Origin of the sequence: Streptomyces sp. SP18CS02, from assembly GCF_036322365.1 — a bacterium.
GTDB lineage: Bacteria > Actinomycetota > Actinomycetes > Streptomycetales > Streptomycetaceae > Streptomyces.
In genome coordinates this window covers 230,177-250,584 of record NZ_JAQYXC010000297.1, presented here as the reverse complement: position 1 = coordinate 250,584, position 20,408 = coordinate 230,177, and the positions used below count along the sequence as shown (strand labels likewise).

General features: G+C 75.4%; 19 protein-coding genes and 1 pseudogene. 6 read left to right on the top strand and 14 right to left on the bottom strand.

The genetic code is table 11. The features are described from left to right. Positions 1-4: 4 nt before the first annotated feature. From PUR26_RS29835 to PUR26_RS29800, 8 genes and pseudogenes are all read right to left on the bottom strand, one after another. On the bottom strand, positions 5-1,375 hold the full coding sequence (locus tag PUR26_RS29835) for a YcaO-like family protein (protein ID WP_329877124.1): 1,371 nt from the start codon (positions 1,373-1,375) through the stop codon (positions 5-7). Beyond that, positions 1,372-2,910 (bottom strand): CocE/NonD family hydrolase, encoded by a 1,539-nt coding sequence (locus PUR26_RS29830; protein WP_329877122.1) that lies wholly within the window; start codon positions 2,908-2,910, stop codon positions 1,372-1,374. Before PUR26_RS29830 ends, PUR26_RS29835 begins: the two co-directional genes overlap by 4 nt. Next, positions 2,904-3,794, bottom strand: coding sequence for a hypothetical protein (locus tag PUR26_RS29825; protein WP_329877120.1), 891 nt, complete (start codon positions 3,792-3,794; stop codon positions 2,904-2,906). Before PUR26_RS29825 ends, PUR26_RS29830 begins: the two co-directional genes overlap by 7 nt. A gap of 111 nt (positions 3,795-3,905) precedes the next feature. Beyond that, complete coding sequence (gene amiA, locus PUR26_RS29820; RefSeq protein WP_329877118.1) at positions 3,906-4,052, bottom strand: streptamidine family RiPP; 147 nt, start codon at positions 4,050-4,052, stop codon at positions 3,906-3,908. Between the two features lie 60 nt (positions 4,053-4,112). Next, positions 4,113-4,968: pseudogene (locus tag PUR26_RS29815) on the bottom strand (ABC transporter ATP-binding protein). An 8-nt stretch (positions 4,969-4,976) separates the two neighbouring features. Beyond that, positions 4,977-6,047 (bottom strand): FecCD family ABC transporter permease, encoded by a 1,071-nt coding sequence (locus PUR26_RS29810; protein ID WP_329877116.1) that lies wholly within the window; start codon positions 6,045-6,047, stop codon positions 4,977-4,979. After that, complete coding sequence (locus tag PUR26_RS29805) at positions 6,044-7,012, bottom strand: FecCD family ABC transporter permease (protein WP_329877234.1); 969 nt, start codon at positions 7,010-7,012, stop codon at positions 6,044-6,046. Before PUR26_RS29805 ends, PUR26_RS29810 begins: the two co-directional genes overlap by 4 nt. 53 nt (positions 7,013-7,065) lie before the next feature. After that, positions 7,066-8,046 (bottom strand): ABC transporter substrate-binding protein, encoded by a 981-nt coding sequence (locus tag PUR26_RS29800; RefSeq protein WP_329877114.1) that lies wholly within the window; start codon positions 8,044-8,046, stop codon positions 7,066-7,068. A gap of 146 nt (positions 8,047-8,192) precedes the next feature. Between PUR26_RS29800 and PUR26_RS29795 the strand changes: the two genes are divergently transcribed. The 4 genes from PUR26_RS29795 (at position 8,193) to PUR26_RS29780 (ending at position 11,581) form a co-directional block, all read left to right on the top strand. Continuing rightward, on the top strand, positions 8,193-9,449 hold the full coding sequence (locus PUR26_RS29795; protein WP_329877112.1) for a hypothetical protein: 1,257 nt from the start codon (positions 8,193-8,195) through the stop codon (positions 9,447-9,449). 114 nt (positions 9,450-9,563) lie between these two features. Continuing rightward, positions 9,564-10,325 carry a hypothetical protein gene (locus PUR26_RS29790; protein ID WP_329877110.1) on the top strand — a complete coding sequence of 254 codons (762 nt, stop codon included), beginning with the start codon at positions 9,564-9,566 and terminating at the stop codon, positions 10,323-10,325. Positions 10,326-10,428: 103 nt separating this feature from the next. After that, a complete protein-coding gene (locus tag PUR26_RS29785) occupies positions 10,429-10,986 on the top strand; it encodes a GNAT family N-acetyltransferase (protein WP_329877108.1) in 558 nt (185 codons plus the stop codon). A 217-nt stretch (positions 10,987-11,203) separates the two neighbouring features. Beyond that, positions 11,204-11,581, top strand: a complete 378-nt coding sequence (locus PUR26_RS29780; protein WP_329877106.1) for an antibiotic biosynthesis monooxygenase family protein — start codon at positions 11,204-11,206, stop codon at positions 11,579-11,581. A gap of 28 nt (positions 11,582-11,609) precedes the next feature. Here the strand turns inward: PUR26_RS29780 and PUR26_RS29775 are convergent, their stop codons facing one another. The 4 genes from PUR26_RS29775 to PUR26_RS29760 all read right to left on the bottom strand — a co-directional run bounded on the left by PUR26_RS29775 (position 11,610) and on the right by PUR26_RS29760 (position 15,402). Continuing rightward, positions 11,610-12,101 carry an ATP-binding protein gene (locus PUR26_RS29775; RefSeq protein ID WP_329877104.1) on the bottom strand — a complete coding sequence of 164 codons (492 nt, stop codon included), beginning with the start codon at positions 12,099-12,101 and terminating at the stop codon, positions 11,610-11,612. 225 nt (positions 12,102-12,326) lie between these two features. Next, positions 12,327-13,322, bottom strand: a complete 996-nt coding sequence (locus PUR26_RS29770; protein ID WP_329877102.1) for an ornithine cyclodeaminase family protein — start codon at positions 13,320-13,322, stop codon at positions 12,327-12,329. A 47-nt stretch (positions 13,323-13,369) separates the two neighbouring features. Next, complete coding sequence (locus PUR26_RS29765) at positions 13,370-14,629, bottom strand: WD40 repeat domain-containing protein (protein ID WP_329877101.1); 1,260 nt, start codon at positions 14,627-14,629, stop codon at positions 13,370-13,372. A gap of 11 nt (positions 14,630-14,640) precedes the next feature. After that, positions 14,641-15,402 (bottom strand): GntR family transcriptional regulator, encoded by a 762-nt coding sequence (locus PUR26_RS29760; protein ID WP_329877099.1) that lies wholly within the window; start codon positions 15,400-15,402, stop codon positions 14,641-14,643. Between the two features lie 151 nt (positions 15,403-15,553). Here PUR26_RS29760 and PUR26_RS29755 point away from each other — a divergent pair, with 151 nt between their 5' ends. Both PUR26_RS29755 and PUR26_RS29750 read left to right on the top strand, forming a co-directional pair. After that, positions 15,554-16,399 (top strand): (2Fe-2S)-binding protein, encoded by an 846-nt coding sequence (locus tag PUR26_RS29755; protein WP_329877097.1) that lies wholly within the window; start codon positions 15,554-15,556, stop codon positions 16,397-16,399. A 361-nt stretch (positions 16,400-16,760) separates the two neighbouring features. After that, positions 16,761-17,834 (top strand): DUF2637 domain-containing protein, encoded by a 1,074-nt coding sequence (locus tag PUR26_RS29750; RefSeq protein ID WP_329877095.1) that lies wholly within the window; start codon positions 16,761-16,763, stop codon positions 17,832-17,834. A gap of 76 nt (positions 17,835-17,910) precedes the next feature. Here PUR26_RS29750 and PUR26_RS29745 read toward each other — a convergent pair whose 3' ends face one another. Both PUR26_RS29745 and PUR26_RS29740 read right to left on the bottom strand, forming a co-directional pair. Beyond that, entirely contained in the window at positions 17,911-18,291 is a 381-nt protein-coding gene (locus PUR26_RS29745) for an ATP-binding protein (protein WP_329877093.1), read from the bottom strand. Positions 18,292-18,641: 350 nt separating this feature from the next. Beyond that, positions 18,642-20,384 carry a pyruvate dehydrogenase gene (locus tag PUR26_RS29740; RefSeq protein ID WP_329877091.1) on the bottom strand — a complete coding sequence of 581 codons (1,743 nt, stop codon included), beginning with the start codon at positions 20,382-20,384 and terminating at the stop codon, positions 18,642-18,644. Between the last annotated feature and the right edge of the window lie 24 nt (positions 20,385-20,408).

The following is a 20,408-nucleotide window of genomic DNA, read 5'->3' as shown; positions in this document are numbered from 1 at the left end:
TGCCTCACATGTGCGGCGGCGGGGCGAGTGTGAAGTCGCCGGGCCCGGTGGGGGCGGTGGTCCGCCAGCCCCGGTCCAGGGCGGCCCGGGCGAAGCGGGCGCAGCCGAACAGGGCGAAGGCCGCGGGGGCGTTGGGGATGAGGCCCGACACGAGGACGCGGGCGACGCGCAGGGGTGTCTCGGCGACGTCCTCCGTCGTCAGGTCGAGCGTGATGAGGCGGTGCCCGCCCGCCGCGAGCCGGGCGTCGAGGGCGGTACGGCTTGCGGGCGCGATGTCGCGCACGTCGACGGTCCCGAGCGCGGGTTCGGTGAAGCGCCGGACGTAGGGCGCCATGCGGGGGTCGAGCCACACCTGCACATGGGCGCCCAGGTCGCGTACGGCCCGGAAGTCGTCGCCGCAGTCGTCGAGGTAGCGGCGGTCCGCCCGGTGGTCGAGGTAGAGGCCCCGCGCGAGCATCCCCTCCTCGATCGCGCGGAACACCCAGCCGTCGGCGTCCACCGCGCCCTGGGTGAACACCCAGGTGTGCACCGCCTCCAGGACCGCCTTGCGAGCCGCCTCCGCCGGGTCGAACCGGCAGGCGAACCCGGCCGCGTGGATGCCGCGCACCGGGTCGTGCACCAGCGCGGCCACGCACGGCGCGAACTCCGAGGGCATCTCGACGATCCACACGTCCAGCCCGCAGCCTTCGAGGTCCTGGGAGAGCCCGGGGACGGACGCGGGGTCGATGCCCCGGGCCGGCCCGTCGAGGTGCCACCACAGCTCCAGCGCGTCCCGCTCGACGACCTCCAGCAGCCCGCGCTCCACCGCGTCGTCGAACCCCTGGCCGGTGGCGATGCCCGCGTAGTTCAGGTGATGGGTGCGCGGCAGCGAACGCAGTGCGCCCTGGCGCCAGTTGAGGTGGCTGAGCGCGACGGGCACCCAGCACTCCCGGCCGGCCTCGGTCCCGCGCGCCCACAGGGCGGGGGTGTCGTCCTCCAGCGGACGGTAGGGGAAGCCGGGCCGGGCGTACTGCCAGGGCGCGTAGGCGGGCAGGTCGCCCGGACCGTACAGGGTGCGCCCCTCGGCGGCCAGTGCGGCGGCGGTGGTGCGCCGGGGGGCGTCGGGGTGGCCGGGCGGCGGCAGCCGGTTGCCGCAGTACCGTTCGGCGGCTTCGGCGATCGCGGCGATCCTGGCGCCGTCCGGGTCGCCGAAGGTGGTGCCGAGGGAGACCCGGTCGGCGGGCCAGGCCCCCAGCCGCCGGGCGTCGGAGACGTCCGCGGTCATGGCGGTGTAGCGGGGCGGGGCGCCGGCCGGGTGCGGTACGGGTCCGACGCCGCGTATCAGTCCGCACACGGGGTCCACGAGCGCCTCGATGTCCAGCGGTGCGCTGCTCAACTCTTCATCTCCTGTACGGGGTCGACCCGGGGCACGTGGTGCACGACGGGCAGCAGCAGGGTGCTTCCGGTCATCCGGACCGTGCGGTGGGAGGCGACCAGCCGGGTGGCGGTCACCGGGTCCTCGCCGGTGTGCGGGTTGCGGGCGTGGGCGGGGAAGTGGTGTCCGGCGACCTCGACGCGCAGGCGGGTCCCGGCGTCGAGGCGGCGGGCGAGGTGCCCGAGCGGCACGGTGAACGGTCCGGGGCGTACGCGTCTGACGATCCCGGTGGCGAGCGGCTCGGCGCGTCCGCCGGGGTCCAGGGCGACGAGCCGCACGGCCCAGTCGGCGGACGGCACATGGCCTCCTCGCGGGGTGCCGGCGGGGGTGGCGGACCGGGCCTCCGCGTCGAGGTGCGCCTCGGCGGGGCCGAGCAGGTCGAGGGGGCGCGGCAGGGGCGCGGTGACGAGCAGGCAGCGGTCGGGGACGCCGTGCCCGGGGACGTCGAGGTGGTCGGAGCGCACCGGCCGGGCGGGGTCGGCGACGAACTCGCCGCCGCGCAGCGGGCGCAGCCCGGCGCGATCGCCGAAGGGGTACGCGGTGGGCCGCCCGGCGCCGGGCAGGCCGCCGCCGCTCCCCCGGGGCGCGAACCCTCCCACCGCCGGCCGCACCCCGCACCAGTGCCCGCTGCCGCCGAGCGCGACGGCGCCCGTGCTGCCCGCCAGGGTCCCGCCGAGTGCCGCCCGGGCCCAGCGCACGTACAGCGAGCCGAGGTCGAGGCGGTGCTCCGGACGCGCCCCGGGGGCGGGGTCGGCGGTGAGCCCGTGTCCCCAGGGCCCGAACAGCAGGCGCGCCGGGCCTCCCCAGGCGCGCCACAGCCATACGGTGTCCTCGGCGAACGGGTCGTACGCGCCGCCGACCGCGAGCAGCGGGACGGCGGCCGACGCGGCCCGGGCCGCCGACCGCTCGTCCTGCCCGCGTGCGCGCCAGACGGAGGGCCAGGACGGCAGGTCCAGCAGTGCGGTGACGGGCAGCCGGCTCAGCAGCCGCGGGTCCGGGGCGGCGTCCGGCGACGATTCCCGCCGGTCGCCGTGGGCGGCCCACCATCCCACGCGCGCCTGGAGGCGTTCGGGGCCGGTCGCCTCCCGGGCCGTGCGGGCCTTCCCAAGCGCCGGTACGGCGGCGATCACGGCGTCGGCGCGGCCGTGCGGCTCGCCGCCGTACGCCAGGGCGAGCGCGCAGTGGGCCGCGTACGACGCGCCGGCGGCGACCACCCGCCCGTCGCTCCACTCCTGGGCGCGGAGCCAGCGCAGGGTGGCGGTGCCGTCGCGCTCCTCGTGGTCGCCGTAGGGCAGCCACCGGCCCTCCGAGGCGTACCGGCCGCGGACGTCCTGGGCGACGGCGGCGAAGCCGTGGGCCGCCCAGCCTCGCAGTTCGGCGCGGTGCGAGCGGCGGTCGTAGGGGGTGCGCAGGACGACCGCGGGGTACGGGCCGGGCAGGGCGGGGAGGCAGACGTCGGTGGCGAGGCCGTCGATCCGTACGGTCGCCGTCACCATCTCGCGCCCTCTTCCGCGGGCGCTGCCGCCGCACGCACGGGCAGCGGGGCGACGGCCGGGACCGGCAGCACCGGGTGCTCGGTGACGGTGAGGTCGCGCAGGTCGAGGCGGCGCAGCCGGCGCCGTGTCCGCACGGGTGCCCCACCCGCCCAGGCGATGAGGTCGCCGGTGAGCAGCGCCGCGGTGAGCGCGGCGGACGCCGCCGTGTGGGCCGGCCCGTCGTCGGGCGTGCGCCGCCCGTCCCAGTAGGCGGCGAGCTCCCGGTGGGCGGGGGTCGCGGCGAGCCGCCGGAGCCGTACACCGGCCGAGGTGACGTCGCCCGGGCCGGCGGCGAGGGGTTCGATCCAGGCGAGGGCGCCCTCCCGGTGGCAGCGCAGCCAGCCGACGCCGTGCGCGGGCAGCAGCCGGTCGGCGTCGTCCCAGAGGCCGGGCGGTACGGGCCCGTCGAGGCACCAGACCACGGCGGTGGGCACGGCCGGGTCCCCGTCGAGGGCGTCGCGCACCGTGTCGCCCTCGCGCACCTCGCCACCCTCGTCCCGGAGGCACCGGGCGAGCGGCCCGGTCAGCCGGCGGTCCCCCAGCACCACCACGGTGCGCCCGGCCAGCGGGCGGGGCGCCGCGGGACCGGCGGGTACGGCGTACCCGGCGGCCTCGAAGGCGTCCGCGAGGGCGTCCAGCCGGGCCTCGGCCGACGGGTCTGTCCGGATGCCGTCCGGCCGGGTGTCACCGACAGCCGGGCCGGAGGTCAGCCGGGCCACCAGGGTGTCCGCGTCCAGCCCGCCCGTGTCGACGCGCAGAAAGGTTCCGTCGGGTGTGCGGACGGCGAGACCCCGGTCGGGGACGGTGACGAGGACGACACCTGGGGCGAGTCGCACGGTGGCCACGGGGTTCCTCCTGGGAGCGGGACGTGAGCGGGGGCGAAGGGCGGGAGGGGGAACGGGTCGGGCCCGCCCGGGAAAGGGATCCGGGCGGGCCCGAGCTCCGCGGTACGGGTGTTACTTGACGGCGTCGGTCACGACGGCGTCAGCGGCCTCGACGGCCTCGTCGAAAGGGTTCTCGACGAGCGCGTTGGAGTGCGTCGCCGACAGGTGGGCGAGCTGACCCTGCTCGGCGATCGGGGTGAACACCTTGTGCTGCTCCATGAGTTGAGCCTCCGTTCGATACGGGTGGTGCGCCCCCGGAGCGGCGGCGCACCATGAACACTAATGAATATGATTTTCATTTCGCAAGCCCGTGCGGGACGGGAAGAGGGTGATCCGGGTAACACACCGGCCAGCCGCCCTCCGGATCGCGACCGACCCGCCCCGCCACACCCAGCACATCGGCCAGCAGGGCGGGGGTGACGACCTCGGCGGGCGGGCCGTCGGCCGCCACCCGTCCCGCGCGCAGCGCCACGACCCGGTCCGCGAAGCGCGCCGCGTGGCCCAGGTCGTGCAGCACCATGACCACGGTCGGCCCTCGTTCGTCGCGCAGCCGCACCACGGTCTGCATGACCTCCAGTTGGTGGCGCAGGTCGAGGTACGTCGTCGGTTCGTCGAGCAGCAGGACACGGGTGTCCTGGGCGAGTGCCATCGCCAGCCGCACCCGCTGGCGCTCGCCGCCCGACAGGGCGTCCACCGGGCGGTCGGCCCACTGTGCGACCCCCACGTCCGCCATGGCGCGGGCGCACACGGCGTCGTCCCCGTCGCGCAGCATGCCGAGCGGCCCCCGGGCCGCGTACCGCCCCTGGCGCACGAGTTGACGTACCGTCATACCGGGTACGCCGGGCGCCGACTGGTGCAGCAGCGCCACCCGCCGCGCGGCGGCCCGGCGCGAGAGCCGTCCCAGGTCGTCGCCGCCGAGGAGCACCCGCCCGGCGTCCGGCCTCAGCAGCCCGGCGCACAGCCGCAGCAGCGTGCTCTTGCCGCAGCCGTTCAGTCCGACGAGGGCGACCAGTTCGCCCGCGCCGATCCGCAGGTCGACGCCGGCCAGCACCTCCCGTCCGGGGTAGCCGAAGCGCACTCCCTCGACCCGGATCGCCCCGGCCTCCTCGTGCCCGGCCGGCGCACCGGCCGCGATCTCCGCTGTCACTCCCACTCCTCGTTCGCACTCCTGCGCCGTGCCACGATCAGCAGCAGCGCGGCGCCGACGCAGGTCGTCAGCGCCCCGACCGGCACGCTCAGCCGGTCCGTCTCCAGCACCCGGGCGAGCACCTGCGACAGCCACTGGGCCGCCGCGTCCGCGCCGCCCACCACCACCGCACCCAGCAGCGCCGCCCCGGGCAGGGCCGCCCGCAGGTCCGCTCCGAACAGCGCGAACGCCAGGTGCGGCACCAGCAGGCCCACGAAGCCCAGCGCGCCCACCGCGGAGACGGCCCCCGCGGTCAGCGCCACCGCGCACACCAGAGCGGCGATCCGGGCCCGGCCGGTGCGCAGCCCCGCCGCCGACGCCTGTTCGTCGCCGCAGCGCAGCAGGGTCAGCGGCGCGGCGAGCGCGCAGGCCGCGACCGCCCAGACCGCCGCCCAGGGCCACAGCAGGTTCCAGTGCTCCCACACCCGGCCCTCGGTGGAGCCGACCAGCCACTGCACGACGCTGCCGAGTTCGCCCGGTGCGACGAGCAGCACCATGGCGGTCAGCCCGGACAGCACGGCCGAGACCAGGACGCCGTGCACGGCGGTCTGCCCGGGGTCGCCCTTCTCGCGCCCCGCGAGCAGCCACAGGAGCCCCGCCCCGGCGAACCCGCCCAGACAGGAGGCGGTGACCACGGCGGCCGGGGATTCCCAGCCCGCGAGGCCCAGTCCGGTCGCCGTGACCGCGCCGAGGACGGCGCCCGGGGTGACGCCGGTGACCTCGGGCCCGGCGAGCGGGTTGCGAAGCGCCGACTGCAGGACGGTGCCCGCGAGCCCGAGGGAGGCGCCCGCGACCAGGGCCACCAGGGTGCGCGGCAGACGCAGCCGCAGGACGACGTGCCGGGCGGTCGGATCACCGCCCCCGAGCAGGACGTCCCAGACGCCCGACGCGGGCACGGCGCGCCCGGCGACGAGCCCGGCGGCCGCCACGGCGAGGACGGCGACCGCGGAGAGTGCGGCGAGGACCGCCGGCGTCCGCGTCCACCGGGGCGAAGTCCCTGTCAGGGGGGCGGAGTTCGCCGAGGTCATCGCCGCGCCCTCCGTCCCGCGCGCAGCAGCGCGACCCCGGCCGGGACACCGAGCAGCGCCGTCCAGGCCCCCACCGGTGTTTCCACCGGTGCGAGCGCGAGCCGGGCGGGCTGGTCCGCGCAGGCCACGACCAGCGCGCCGCACACCGCCGACCAGGGGAGCCACCGGACCGCGTCGGCGGCCGGGCGCAGGGCGCGGGCCAGGTGCGGCGCGAGGAAGCCGACCCAGGCGACCGGGCCGCAGACGGCGACGACGGGTGCGATCAGCAGGATCGCGAGGGCCAGGGCGCCGAGCCGGGCCCGCCGCACCCGCACTCCGAGGGCCCGTGCGTCGTCGTCACCGAGCCGCAGCACGCCGAGGACCGGAGCGCACAGCACCAGCGCGGGCACGGAGAGAACCAGCCACGGCCACAGGCCCGTCACGTCGTCCCAGGTCCGCGCGGAGAGGCTGCCCAGCAGGTAGCGGTAGACGAGCTGGAGGTCGAGCTGGTCGGCCAGGACCATCAGGACCAGCAGCGCGGCCTGGAGCGCGGCGGCCACGGCCGCTCCGGTGAGGAGCACGGCCGAGGGGCTGCGCCCGAACCCGGCGGCCAGCAGGGTCAGTACGCCGCCGAGCGCCGCACCGCCGAGCGCGAGCAGCGGCTGGACGGCGAGCGGCACGGACAGGGCGAGGACGAGCGGCGCGGCGACCCCGAGCGCGGCTCCGCCGGAGACGCCGAGCATCTCGGGGACGGCGAGCGGGTTGCGCAGCGCTTCCTGGAGGACCAGCCCGGCCGTGCCGAGGCAGGCCCCCGCCACCAGGGCGAGGACCAGCCGGGGCAGCCGCAGTTCGGTGACGATCACACCGGCGAGGTCATCGCCGCCGAGCGCGCCCGCCAGGGCGGTGGGCGGTACGTACGGCGTGCCCAGGCACAGGCCGCAGCCGACGACCGCGACCAGCACCGCACCGGCACCGACGCCGGCGATCCCGCGTGCGCGGGCGTTCACCCGGGTCCGACGGGTCGCGTGGGTGCGGGCGTTCACCTGAGTGCGGCCGTCGCCTCGTCGAGGACCAGGCCGAGGGAGCGGGTGCCGCGCCCCTTGGCCCAGACCTCGGCGTCGACCTCGTGCACATCGCCGTTCCTGACGGCGGGGATGCGCGACCACAGCGGGTTCTTGGCGAGGGTGTCGGAGAGCGTGTTGTCGGGCGCGCCGCCGAAGGAGAGGGTCTCCACGAACAGCACGTCGACGTCGCGGGCGAGGATCTCCTCCATGCTGTAGGTGCCGTCCACGCCTCGGCTCTTCCAGGGGTAGTCGGCGATCCCCGGGAAGAGGCCGGCGGTGACGTCGTCGCCCGGGGTGGCGACGCCGAAGTTCTCGTCACTGCCGAAGATGATCAGCGCGGTCCTGTCGCTCCTGGCCTCCTCCGCCCTGGCGAGCTTCTGGCGGAAGGCCCGCTCGGCCGCCTCGCCCTGTTCCGTACGCCCGGTCAGCGCGGCCAGGTCGCGCAGATAGCCGACGCTGCCCCGCCAGTCCCCGGGCTGGACCGGCCAGAAAGTGGTCGCCCCCTTGAGGGCGGGGGCCAGCTTCCCGTGGGTGTCCTCCAGGCCGATCACCAGATCCGGCTCGTACGAGAGGATCGCCTCGGCCTCGGGGCTGAGGAAGCCGCCCGGCACCACGGGAATCCTCGCGGCCGCCTCCTTGCCGAGGAACGCGGGGTGCTGGAGCAGGGCCGAGTTGGTGGCCGCGGGCGACATGCCCAGCTCGGCGAGCATGTCGTCGCAGAGCGCGACGAGACAGACGACCCGCCGGGGCGGAGCGGTCGTCGAGACGGTCACCTTCCTGTGGTCGGTGATGGTGCGTGCGGCGGTGATGGGCTCGACCGTCACCGCCGTCCTCGGCCGGACCCCGTCGTCCTTCCGGCCGGTCTCGGCGGCGGGGGCGCCGCAGCCGGACAGCAGCGTCCCCATCACGGCCGCGGCGGCCCAGCGGCGCACGGTCCCCAACATCCTGCGTGACATGTGGCTCTCGGTTTCTGGCTCGGTCCCGGGGCGGGGCAGGCGTGCGGAGGAGGGCGCCCCGGGCCGGTCCCCCCGCCGCACAGAATTGCCACATGATAATCATTATCAAAAAGCTGTCCGTCCCCACACCCCCGCCGGAGCCCGCCATGACACCTGCCCCCCGTCTGCTCGTAGCCGATCAAGTCGCCGGATCCGTACGGGTCCTGGAGCTGCCGGGCGGGCGGGTGACGGGACTGGTGGAGGGCCGCCACCTCGCCGAGCACGCCGGCTTCCTCGCGCTTCCCGGCGGCCGCGCCGCCTTCGTGGACGACCTGGCGGGCGAGCTCGTGATCCTCGATCCGTACGGCCCCGACACCGGCCGGCCGCTGGTCGCGGCGACCGTGCCGGTGGCGATACCCGCCGAGCACCTCGCGGCCGACCCCTCGGGGAGCCGCCTCGCCGTCACGACCGGGGCGGGCCGCAACGAGGAGACCTGGACCGACCTGCTCACCGCGGTGGACCTGCGCTCCCCCGGCGGCCCGAGGTCCGTCCGGGTCCGCACCCGCCGGGGCGAACCGGGAGTGACCGTCCTGGGCCCGGCGCCCGGGGCCGGGCCGTCCGGCGGGCACCTGCCTCTCGTCGTCCTGCGCCACCGCGAGCCCGGCTCCCTCACCGCCTACCGGCACGCCGACCTCATGGCGGCCGCGCCCGCCTGCCCGCCGGCCGTCCCCGCGTACGAGACGGCCCTGCCCGACCACGACGGGCACGGCGACGCCCACGATCCGCTCACCGGACGGCTCTTCGCGGCGGCGGGTTCCGGGGTGCACCGGGCCCGCCGCGAGGGCGACACCCTCCTCGTCGAGGAGCCACTGCCCTGGGCGGGCCCCGGGCGCGGCTACTACCTGCGCCTCGATCCCGTCCGCCGCGCCCTGTGGTCGTGCGTGCGCGGCGGCCCCGCCGATCCGGGACGCTGGCCGGAATGGACCAACGACGCCTGGTTCCACGGGCTCGACACCGGCCGCACCGGCCGCCTCGCCCTCGGCCCGGGTCTGGTCTTCCGGCTCGCGGTCGCCCAGGGGCACGTCGCGTACGCCCGGGTGCACCCCGACGGCGACGAACTCGTCCTGGTGGGCGCCGGGTCCGGCGGCCGGCCCCGGGTCCTCGCCCGGCTGCCGCTTCCGCCGATGAAAGGAGCCCCCCGGCCGGGCGGTACCCCGTGGGACGGAGTACAGCGACGTGCCGTCGCCGCCTCACCGGGCTGCGGGCTCACCGCCGTCAGCCGGGGCGGCCATGGCGAGATTCACCTTTTCGACGGAACCGGACCACTCACCACGCTCACCGTGCCCACCCCCCTCGACGACGGGGGCCACCTCGCCCTGCTGGCGCCGGGCGACGGATCGGAGGGCGATCCGGTGGGCCGCTGATTGTGAATCAATTCACTCGGCCCTCTTGGCCGGGCGTGCGGATCCATGCTGAGATGCGTCCGAACTCAACAGCTCGATGGCGCGCTCGGGGAGGGCAACGTGGCGCATACCGCCATGTCTGGTTCCGGAACGACCGAAAGCGACGATCCACTCCAGACCGCGGTATGGCGGCTGCGTTCGCGCGGCTGTTGGACCGACGCGGCCGCCCTCCTCGCACCCGGTGCGGCGGACCCGCCGGTAGCGCTCCAGCGCGCGGCGCTGCTGATCGAGCGGTGCCTGTACACCGAGCAGGGCTGGGCCGACGCGGACGACGCCCTGCGGGCGGCGGAGGCGATCGCCCAGAGCGACGAGGAGCGCGGCGCCGCGGCCTGCGAACGCGGCTACCTCGCCTACGCCTCCACCCTGTTGGGCGCGCGGGACCGGGCGGACGAGGCGCGGGCCGCCCTCGGCCGGGCCGCGGCCCTGATCGCCCCGGCGGGGCGCGGTCGCCCCCTGCTGGACTTCCGGCGCGGCCTGGTCGCCCAGTACCTCGCCGAGTCCCCCCAGGCCGCCCGCGCCGCCTACCGCCGGGCCCACGCCGGCGCCACGGCACAGGGCGACACCCTGCTCCTCTCCTCCACCTGGCGGCACCTGGCCGGACTGGCTTTGCGGGAAGGGGAGTTGGCGGAGGCGCGGCACGGTTTCGCCGAGTCGCTGCGACTGCGCGAGGAGCTGGGATACCTGGTCGGTACGGCGCCGGCGCTGGCGGCCCTCGCCGAGACGGAACCCGAGCCGGACGCGGCCAGGCTGCGCGCCGAGGCGCGCAGGCTGTTCCGGCTCCTGGGCGGGGTGCCGATCTGGCTGGCGGCGCAGCTGGCACCGCAGGCAGCGGCCTGAGCGGACGGTGCCCACGGCGCCGGGGCCGTGCGGGTGCGGGGCCCGTCGCGACACCGCCCGCGCCTCCCCCGGCGCCCGTCCGTACGCGTGCGAGGATCGCTCGGTGAAGGATCTGAACCACCGCCTCGCCGGGGAGGCCGACCTCGCCGCTCTCGTCCGCCTGCGGGACGACGCCGCCCGCTGGATGATCGCCCAGGGCATCACCGGCCAGTGGCGCCCCGGTGAGCTGGACGAGGATCACTTCCGCCGGATCATGGCGCGCGGCGAGGTCTGGCTCGCCGAGACCGACGGCAGGGTGGCGGGGGCCTGGGAGCTGTGGTGGGAGGACGAGGACGCCTGGGGGCCCCAGCCGCCGGTGGCCGGCTATGTGCACCGGCTGATGGTGGACCGCGGCTGCGCCCCGCCCGGCACCGGGCGGCTGCTGCTGCGCGCCGCGGAGCACCGCGTGGCGGCCTCGGGGCGGGCGTTCGTACGTCTGGACTGCCTGGCCGGCAACGCGCGTCTGAACGCCTACTACCTGGACGACGGCTACCGGGCCGTCGGCCACAGGGCGGGCAAGCCGCAGCCGGGCGGCACGCCCAAGTCGTTCACCCTGCTCGAGAAGACCGTAGGGACGGACCGTGAGGACCACCGCCCGGCGTCCGCGCCTCCCGCGCCCTGACACGGCCGTGCGCGCGGCGCCGCGGCCTCGGGTGCCGCGAGGACCCGCACCCCGTGCCGTCGAGGACCGGCCGCCATCGGGCTGCCCGCAGAGCCACCCGGCCCCGGGCCCCGGGTAAAGACATGGATCCCTTTCGCCATGGTCCCTGGACGGGGAGCCCCCTGGCGCCGGAGGGTGGAGGTCGATCCCGCCCCGCCTTCCGCACCCAGGGAGAAGCATGTCCTCAGCACTGGTCCCGGCCCACGAACCGCCGTACTACGCCGTCGTCTTCACGTCCCGGCGCACCGAGGGCGACAACGGATACGGAGAGACCGCGGCCCGTCTGGGCCGGCTCGCCGCCGGGCAGCCGGGGTTCCTCGGCCACGAATCGGTCCGCGACGCCGACGGCCGGGGCATCACCGTCGCCTACTTCACCGACGAGGAGGCCATCGCCGGCTGGCGCGCCGACGAACGGCACGCGGCGGCCCGCGCGTACGGGCGCGAGCACTGGTACGAGGAGTACGTGCTGCACGTGGCCAGAGTGGAGCGGGCCTACTCCTTCACGCGGCCCGGGGAGAACACGGCCGACAGCGTGGACACCACCGGCCCGTCCTGAACGCGGCCGGGCCCCGGTGGCGGCAGCGCTACAGCGCGGTCGCGCCCCACGGCCCGGGTCCGCTCGGGGCGAGGCAGGCCCCGCCGAAGGGGCGGTGTCCGCCCGTACGCAGCTCCGCCCACACGGTCTTGCCGACCGGCCGGCGCTCGACCACTCCCCAGGCCTCGGCCAGGGTCGCGACGAGCAGCAGCCCCCGCCCGCACTCGCCCTGGTCCTCCGGACGGGCCAGCAGCGGGCGGCGCTCCCCCCGGGCGTCGCTCACCTCGATGCGCAGCTCGCGGGCGCCCGACAGCACGAGCCGCAGCTCGAAGTCCCGCCCGGGCACCCGGCCGTGTGTCGCGGCGTTCGCGGCGAGTTCGGCGACGATCAGGGCGGCCGCCTCGCCGCAGTCGCTCCCGTACGGGATTCCCCATGTGTCGAGGCGGTGTCCGGCGAGGTGCCGGGCGAGCCGCGCACCCAGGCGCGTGGAGCTGAATCGCTGGGTGAACGCACGTACCGTGACCAGGCTTTGGTTTTTCACATGACCCGTCCTACCCCTGTGAAGGCCGTCGCTCACCCCAACTGACCAGCGAAGATAGTCGCGCTCTCAACCAGCTCGCCGATGGCGGCCGGGCCCCGGGAGGTGACCGTGCGTGAACCCGTGCGTGAACCCGTGCGTACTCCGCTCCCCGGAACGGCGGTCCGTCGTCCGTCGCCCGTCCCCCGCCGCCCCGGCCGGTCCGCCGGGGCGGCCCCGTCCGTCGGGTCAGCGCAGGGTGATCTCCTCGCCGAGCCCCCGCGCGCGGGCGGCGGAGAGGACCAGCGCGGCCGCGGCCGCGTCCTGGGCGGCGACGCCCACCGACTTGTAGAGCGTGATGAGGCCGGGTGAAGTGCGCCCCGGCCTGGTGCCGTTGATGATCTCGCCCACCTCGGCGTGGATGTGCTCGGCCGTGATGACTCCGTCGCGGATCGGCATCAGCAGGTCGCTGCTACCCGCGGGGAAGGGGGCCAGGGCGGCCTGCCGGGACTCGACGCAGACAAGCGCGTCGGCGACCGTCGCGTCGTCGACCTCCCGGCCCGCCGGGTTGAACCCGACGGAGGCGATGTGCACGCCGGGGGACAGCCATTCGCGCCGGACGACGGGGTCCACGGCGTGGGTCGCGGCGGCGACGACGTCGGCGCCGTCGAGCGCCTGCGGGTAGTCCGCGACGGCCAGGACGTCGATGCCCGGCTCCAGGGCCGACGCGAGTTCGTCGGCGAGCGCGTGCGCCTTGGCCGGGTCGCGCCCGGCGACCCTGATCCGGCGGATGGGGCGCACCCGGCACAGGGCGCGCGCGTGCGCGCGGGCCTGCACGCCGGTGCCGAGGACGGCGAGCACCGTGGCGTCCTCGCGGGCCAGCAGACGGGCCGACAGCGCCGAACCGGCGGCGGTGCGGGCGGCGGTGATGACCGTTCCGTCCAGCAGTCCGGTGGGCGCGCCGGTCTCCGGGTCGAACACGACGATGACGGCCTGGTGGGTCGGCAGCCGTGTGCCCTCGTTGCGGGGGAAGAGGGAGACCAGTTTGGCCATCAGCACCCCGGCGGAGGGCACATGGCCCGGCATGGCGGCGAGGAACGCCTCCCGCTCCGGTACCAGGGCGGCCACGCGGTCGGGCACGGACGCCCGGCCGGCGCTGAGGTCCGACATGGCCGACGCCAGGGCGTCGATCAGCTCGTCGGTGTCGAGCAGCTCCTCCACCTGGGAGGCCCCGAGGACCAGCACGCGTCAGCCTCCTTCGCCGCTTGCGACGCAGCATAGGCGAACGGTCCTCACCGGGGCCGCAGGCAGACCAGCGCCTCGTCCGTTCCGACGACCAGGGAGCCGTCGGGCAGGACGGCCAGCGCGCGGACCGGCGGGCCGGGGCGAAAGTGCCGCGCCGCGCCGTCGCGGCGGCCCGGGCCCGGTCGGTGGAGGGCGACGAGGCCGTCGTTCCAGGCCACCGCGACGGCCGGTCCCGTGGGCGTCGGCGCCGCGTGCAGGGCGACGACCGGGTACGGGCGCCGGGCGATCGGGTCGCGGAGGGCCGGACCGCCGGGCGACCAGGCGCGTACCGTGCCGTCCGTTCCTCCGCTATACACGAGCGGGGCGGGCGCGTCGACGGCCGCCAGCGCGGTGACCCGCCCGGAGTGCGGTGCCTCCTGGTGCAGGCCCTGCGGGCCGAAGGCGTGGACGGAGCCCGTACGGTCGCCGACCACCACGGCGCCGGCCGTCACCGCGAGCGAGGTGCCCGGGTGCCGCTCCAGGGTGGTCGCGACGGCGGTGACGAGCCGGGGCGCGGGGGCGCCCCGGACGTGCAGGCGGCCCCGTTCGTCCAACAGCAGCAGCGTGGGGTCGCCGGAACGTCCGTCCGTCAGGGCCGCGAGCGCCTTCACCCTCGGACCGCCGGGCGTCACCCGGTCCGGTGTTCCTTCGCCGGGCGCGCCCAGGGACCGTACGGTGCCGAGGCGATCGGCCATCAGCAGCCGCCCCCCGCCGGTGGTCAGCGCGGCCACCGGGCCGGGCCACGGAGCGGAGGCATCGCCCCGCGCACGGGACCAGCGCACGCTCCAGTCCGCTCCCGCAGCCAGTTCCTTCAGCGTGTCGCGCGTGCGCGGGTCCGCCCCGTCGGTCAGCGCGGCGAGCAGTACCAGCGCGCGGGCGGCCGGCTCCTGGTCCCGGATCAGGGACTGCCCGGCCCGCAGCCACGCCGGCCGCAGTCCGCCGTGGTCGTCGCCGTCGGCCATGGCTTCGTAGGCCGCCGTGACCCCGAGGGGTCCGGCCGCACAGACGGCGGCGGGGTCGCGGAGATCGAAGGGGGCCGGCCGGGCGGCTCCGGCGGCCGGGGAGGGCCGGGTCCCGAGCTCCACCCGCAGATGACCCAGCGTGCGCAGCGAGTCGACGAGTCCGGTGACGTCGCGCGGGTGCGGCGACGGCAGTTCCACCCGTACCGTGCGCCGGGCGTCCGTCAGCAGGGCGGCCGAGAGCAGTTCGCCCGGGGTGGCGGCGACCACGCCCAGCTGGTTCGCCAGCTCCCATACCGCCGCGCGCACGCGCGCTCCCCTCAGCCCTTGGCGCTGGTGAAGTGCTCCCGCACCAGCGACTGCACCACCGTCAGGTCCTGGGCGACGAGCGCGTCGAGAAGGGCGCCGTGTTCCGCCGCGTCCGCGACGAGGTCCGCGCGCCGGGTGGCGGGCATGTTCACCAGGGGCCACTGGGCGCGGCGGTGCAGGTCCTCGGCGACGGCGACCAGTTGTTCGTTGCCGGCGAGCCCGAGGACCGCGCGGTGGAAGGCGCGGTCGGACTCGGCGTAGTGGGCGCGGTCGCCGCGGGCCGCCGCGGCGGCCGTTGCCTCGGCCAGCGGGCGGAGCTCGCTCCAGCGGGCGGCCGGGACGGTGCGGGCCAGGCGCAGCATGACCGGGACCTCGATCAGGGCGCGGATCTCGGCGAGCTCGGCGAGCTCGCGGGGGGTGCGCTCGGTGACGCGGAATCCCCGGTTGGGCACGACCTTGACCGCGCCCTCGATGGCGAGCTGCTGCATCGCCTCGCGGACCGGGGTGGCGGAGACCCCGAAGCGCTCGCCGAGGACGGGTGCCGAGTAGACCACGCCGGGAACCAGCTCACCGCCGACGAGCGCGGTGCGCAGGGCGTCGAGGATCTGTCCGCGCACGGAGTGGCGCTGCACGGCGTGCCGGACGGCGGCGGGGCGCTTGGCGGACGGTTCGCCGTGGGTGTGCTCGCCGCGAGCCTGCTCGGGGACGCGTGAGGCGGCATGGGACGCGCGTGGCCGCGGCGTGGCGTCCTCGCACGCTCTTCGCTGCTCCACTCGGGTCCTCCTGCCGCCTGGGGGCTGGGCCCGGCTCGCAGTGGAGGGGCCCCCTGTGCACGATAGGCGCACGAGGGCACAGTTCACACATCGATCAGATCGGGTAAGGTAAGGCTTACCTGCCAACGATCCCGATTCGGTGGTCCTCCGCATGTCTGTCCACACCCTGTTGCCCGCCCTCGCCTCACCCGTCACCGACGCCTACGCCCGCCTCGCCGAGGTGTTCCCGGGGCTGCGCGTGCGGGAGCTCGCGGACGACGAGCGGTCTCCCCGGGGGGACGGCTGGGTCGGCGCGGACGAGCTCGCGGCCGGCGGACCCTCCCTGGACGCGTTCCTGGCCTGGGACGACGCCCAGGTCCTGCGGGACTACGGGCAGCGGGCCCGCCCCGACGTCGTCGCCAGCTTCGGCCTGCACCGGTACGCCTGGCCCGCCTGTCTCCTGATCACCGTCCCCTGGTTCGTGGACCGCCGGGTACCCCGTCTGGCGGTCGAGGACGTGGCCTTCCACCGGGAGCTCGGGCGGATGGACGTGCGGGTGCGGGAGTTCTCGTGCCTGCCGGACGACCCGGCCGCCTCGCTCCCGGGCGCGCGTGTCGTCCCCGACGAGGAGGCGCTGCGCGGCGAGGCCCGCGCGGCCGTCGCCGAGCATCTCGGTCCGGTCCTGGACGGCTTCGGCCCCCGTATGCGGCGCGGCAAGCGGGCCCTGTGGGGCATGGCGACCGACGAGATCGTCGAAAGCCTCTGGTACATCGGGCACCTGCTGGGCGAGGAGGGGCGCGCCATGGCCGAGCTGGGGCTGCTGCTGCCGGGCACGGCCAAGCCGTACGTCGGCACGCCCGGGTTCCGCGAGCTGGCGGGCCCGGACGGCGAGGTGCTGCCGACCCGCGACCGGGCGAGCTGCTGCCTCTTCTACACGCTCCGCCCCGAGGACACCTGCGTCACCTGCCCGCGCACCTGCGACGCCGACCGCGTCCGCAAGCTCAGCGCGACGGCCTGAGGCCCGCTCCCACCCCGTCACCGCATGCGGCGGGGCCCGCGGTCCCGCACGCGCTCCGCCCCGGACCCGGCACGTCCTCCGGAGGGACCGCGCGGAAGGGGCCCGGCCGCCCCGGCCGTACTGTCCCGCCCCGGCCGCATCGTCCCGGCCCGGCCCGGCCGCACCAGGGGCCGCACCACCCGGACGAGTGACATGAATCGAACCGAATGCGGTTCACCCGTAAGGCAGTTCGACCGAACCGCACCTCTTCGTATGCCGCGCCACCCCGATGGCGTTCTCTTGCACCGAAACCCCTTGAGGCTCCTGGGGCTTCGGCCAGTATGGCGGCCGAAACGCCCTACCGCGATGCAAGGGACACCGCATGAGACCGACCGACATATCGCTGGACTGGCTGCTTCCCGGTGGCGTGATGCTCGTGGGAGTCCTGGCGGCGGTGGCAGTGCTCGCGCGCGGCAGGCGCGCCGGGGACAAGGCCGCGGCCGACGACACCTGGGAGCGCACCGAGGAGCGCCGCAGGCGCAAGGAGGCCGTCTACGGCACCGCCTCCTATCTGCTCCTCTTCTGCTGCGCGGCGGTCGCCGCCGCACTCTCCTTCCACGGCCTGGTCGGCTTCGGCCGCCAGAACCTCAGCCTCTCCGGCGGCTGGGAGTACCTCGTCCCGTTCGGCCTCGACGGCGCCGCCATGTTCTGCTCGGTCCTCGCGGTCCGCGAGGCGAGCCATGGCGACGCGGCCCTCGGCTCGCGCCTGCTGGTCTGGACGTTCGCCGGCGCGGCGGCCTGGTTCAACTGGGTGCACGCTCCCCGGGGGCTGGGGCACGCCGGCGCCCCGCAGTTCTTCGCCGGGATGTCCCTGTCGGCCGCGGTCCTCTTCGACCGGGCGCTGAAGCAGACCCGGCGGGCCGCGCTGCGCGAACAGGGCCTGGTGCCCCGCCCGCTCCCGCAGATCCGGATCGTACGGTGGCTGCGCGCCCCCCGCGAGACGTTCGGCGCCTGGTCGCTGATGCTCCTCGAAGGGGTCCGTACGCTGGACGAGGCGGTCGAGGAGGTCCGTGAGGACCGCCGGGAGAAGCAGCTCAACCGGCACCGGCGGCGCGACCAGGAGAAGCTGGAGCGTGCGCACATCAAGGCGCTCAACCGTCAGCACCGGGCCTGGGGGCTCGGACGCGGCGGCGGCCGTCAGGTCGAGGTCCAGGCCATGACCGCGGCACCCGCCGCCTCATCGGGTTCCGCACCGGCCGCCGTCGGGGCGTCCGTCGCGGAGCCCGCCATAGCGGATCCCGGACGTCTGCCGCATAGGCCCCGGCCCTCCCTCCAGGCCGTCGGGGGCGCTGAGTCCCGCGCCGTCGACCTCACCGCGGAGGACGACACCCAGGCGCTCCCCCGGCTCGACTCGCTGGAGCGCAAGCTCAAGGACCTGGAGCAGCAGTTCGGCTAGGGAGTGTCCTCACCAGGGCGTCGTCCGCCCGAAGGGCGGGGCAGGCGCTCCGGGACGGTACGCTGGCCGGCGTCCGTCAGACGGACCCGCCGATCATCTCGAACCACACGACCTTGCCCACGCCGTGGGTCTTCACGCCCCACGCGTCCGCGAGCGCCTGGACCAGGATGAGCCCCCTGCCGTGCGTACCGTCGTCGGCGACCGGTACGTACGGCGCGGGCAGCTCGGAGACGAAGTCGCGGACCTCGACGCGGAGCCGGGAGCCCGTCACGGTCGCCGTGACGACCGCGCCGCTGTCGGTGTGGATCAGCGCGTTGGTCACCAGCTCGCTCGTGAGCAGTTCCGCCACGGCGGCCGTGTCCGGTTCGCCCCAGTGCCGCATCAGATCACGCAGGGCGCGCCGCACTTCGGACACGGCCGTCAGATCGGCGCAGCCGACGTTTCTGCGCCACACCACCGGCCGTCCCGGCGACGCGAGCGGCTCTCCCGGTCGCGCCGGCCTTCCCGGCCGCTTCCTCTCCCCCTCCGGTGCTCGTTCCCGCTCGCCCGTCACGGGCCCGGCCCCTCCCTGACGCCCACTCATAGCCCCCACCCGCACGTCATCGGCCCTTTCCCTCGAACAGGCTCACGGCATGCATGCCCTCGCCCCTGAACCATCACGCCTGCGGGCCCGTCCGGCGACGGCGCGCCGGAGGGGCGCACAGGGGCACGCCGGGGTCAGGAGAAAGCCCGTGGGAGCTCAGGGCGGGGCAGAGGAGCGGACGGGGTGGGCAGGGCGACGACAAGGGGCGGGCGGGGGCACGGCGGTCAGGGTCGGGGGACGTTGCGCAGGTTGGAACGGGCCATCTGGAGCATCCGCCCCACCCCTCCGTCCAGGACGATCTTGCTGGCCGACAGCGCGAAACCCGTCACCATGTCCGCGCTGATCCTGGGCGGGATGGAGAGGGCGTTGGGGTCGGTGACCACGTCCACGAGCGCCGGGCCCTTGTGCTTGAAGGCGTCCTTGAGCGCGCCCGCGAGCTGCTTCGGCTTCTCCACGCGCACACCGTACGCGCCCGCCGCGCGCGCGATGGCCGCGAAGTCCGGGTTGTGATTGTTCGTTCCGTACGACGGCAGGCCCGCCACCAGCATCTCCAGCTCCACCATGCCCAGCGAGGAGTTGTTGAACAGCACGATCTTCACCGGCAGGTCGTACTGCACCAGGGTGAGGAAGTCCCCCATCAGCATGGAGAATCCGCCGTCGCCCGACATGGAGACGACCTGGCGCTTGCGGTCGACGAACTGGGCGCCGATGGCCTGGGGCAGCGCGTTCGCCATCGAGCCGTGGCTGAACGAGCCGATGATCCGCCGTCGTCCGTTGGGCGTGAGGTAACGGGCCGCCCAGACGTTGCACATCCCGGTGTCGACGGTGAAGACGGCGTCGTCGTCGGCGATTTCGTCCAGGACGGAGGCGACGTACTCCGGGTGGATCGGGATGTGCTTCTCGACCTTGCGGGTGTACGCCTTGACGACCCCTTCGAGGGCGTCGGCGTGCTTCTTCAGCATCTTGTCGAGGAACTTGCGGCTGGTCTTGGGGCGTACCCGCGGGATGACGCAGCGCAGCGTCTCGCGCACGTCGCCCCAGACGGCCAGGTCCAGCTTGGAGCGGCGGCCGAGGTGTTCGGGCCGCACATCCACCTGGACGATCTTCACGTCGTCGGGCAGGAACGCCTGGTAGGGGAAGTCGGTGCCCAGCAGGATCAGCAGGTCGCACTCATGGGTGGCCTCGTAGGCGGCGCCGTACCCGAGCAGGCCGCTCATCCCGACGTCGTACGGATTGTCGTACTGGATCCATTCCTTCCCGCGCAGGGCGTGCCCGACCGGCGCCTTCACGCGCTCCGCGAACTGCATCACCTCCGCGTGCGCGCTCCTCGTGCCGCTGCCGCAGAACAGGGTGACCCGGTCGGCGTCGTCGATCATCCTGACGAGCTGGTCGATCTCGGCGTCTCCGGGGCGGACGGTGGGCCGCGAGGTGACCAGCGCGTGCTCGACGGTCTTGTCGGGGGCCGCTTCGGAGGCGATGTCACCCGGCAGCGTGACCACGCTGACGCCGCCGCGTCCGACGGCGTGCTGGATCGCCGTCTGGAGCAGCCGCGGCATCTGCTGCGGGCTGGAGATCATCTCGCTGTAGTGGCTGCACTCCTGGAAGAGGCGGTCGGGGTGGGTCTCCTGGAAGTAACCCAGTCCGATCTCGCTCGACGGGATGTGCGAGGCGAGGGCGATCACCGGCGCCATCGACCGGTGGGCGTCGTACAGGCCGTTGATCAGGTGGAGGTTGCCCGGACCGCAGGACCCGGCACAGGCCGCGAGCCCGCCGGTGATCTGTGCCTCGGCGCCGGCCGCGAAGGCGGCGGCCTCCTCGTGCCTGACCTGGATCCAGTCGATGCCGCGGGTCCGCCGGATGGCGTCGACGACAGGGTTCAGGCTGTCCCCGACGACGCCGTACAGCCGCTGGACGCCGGCCCGGACGAGGATGTCGACGAACTGTTCTGCCACATTCTGTTTGCCCATGGTCCCATCCATGCACGACCGGCG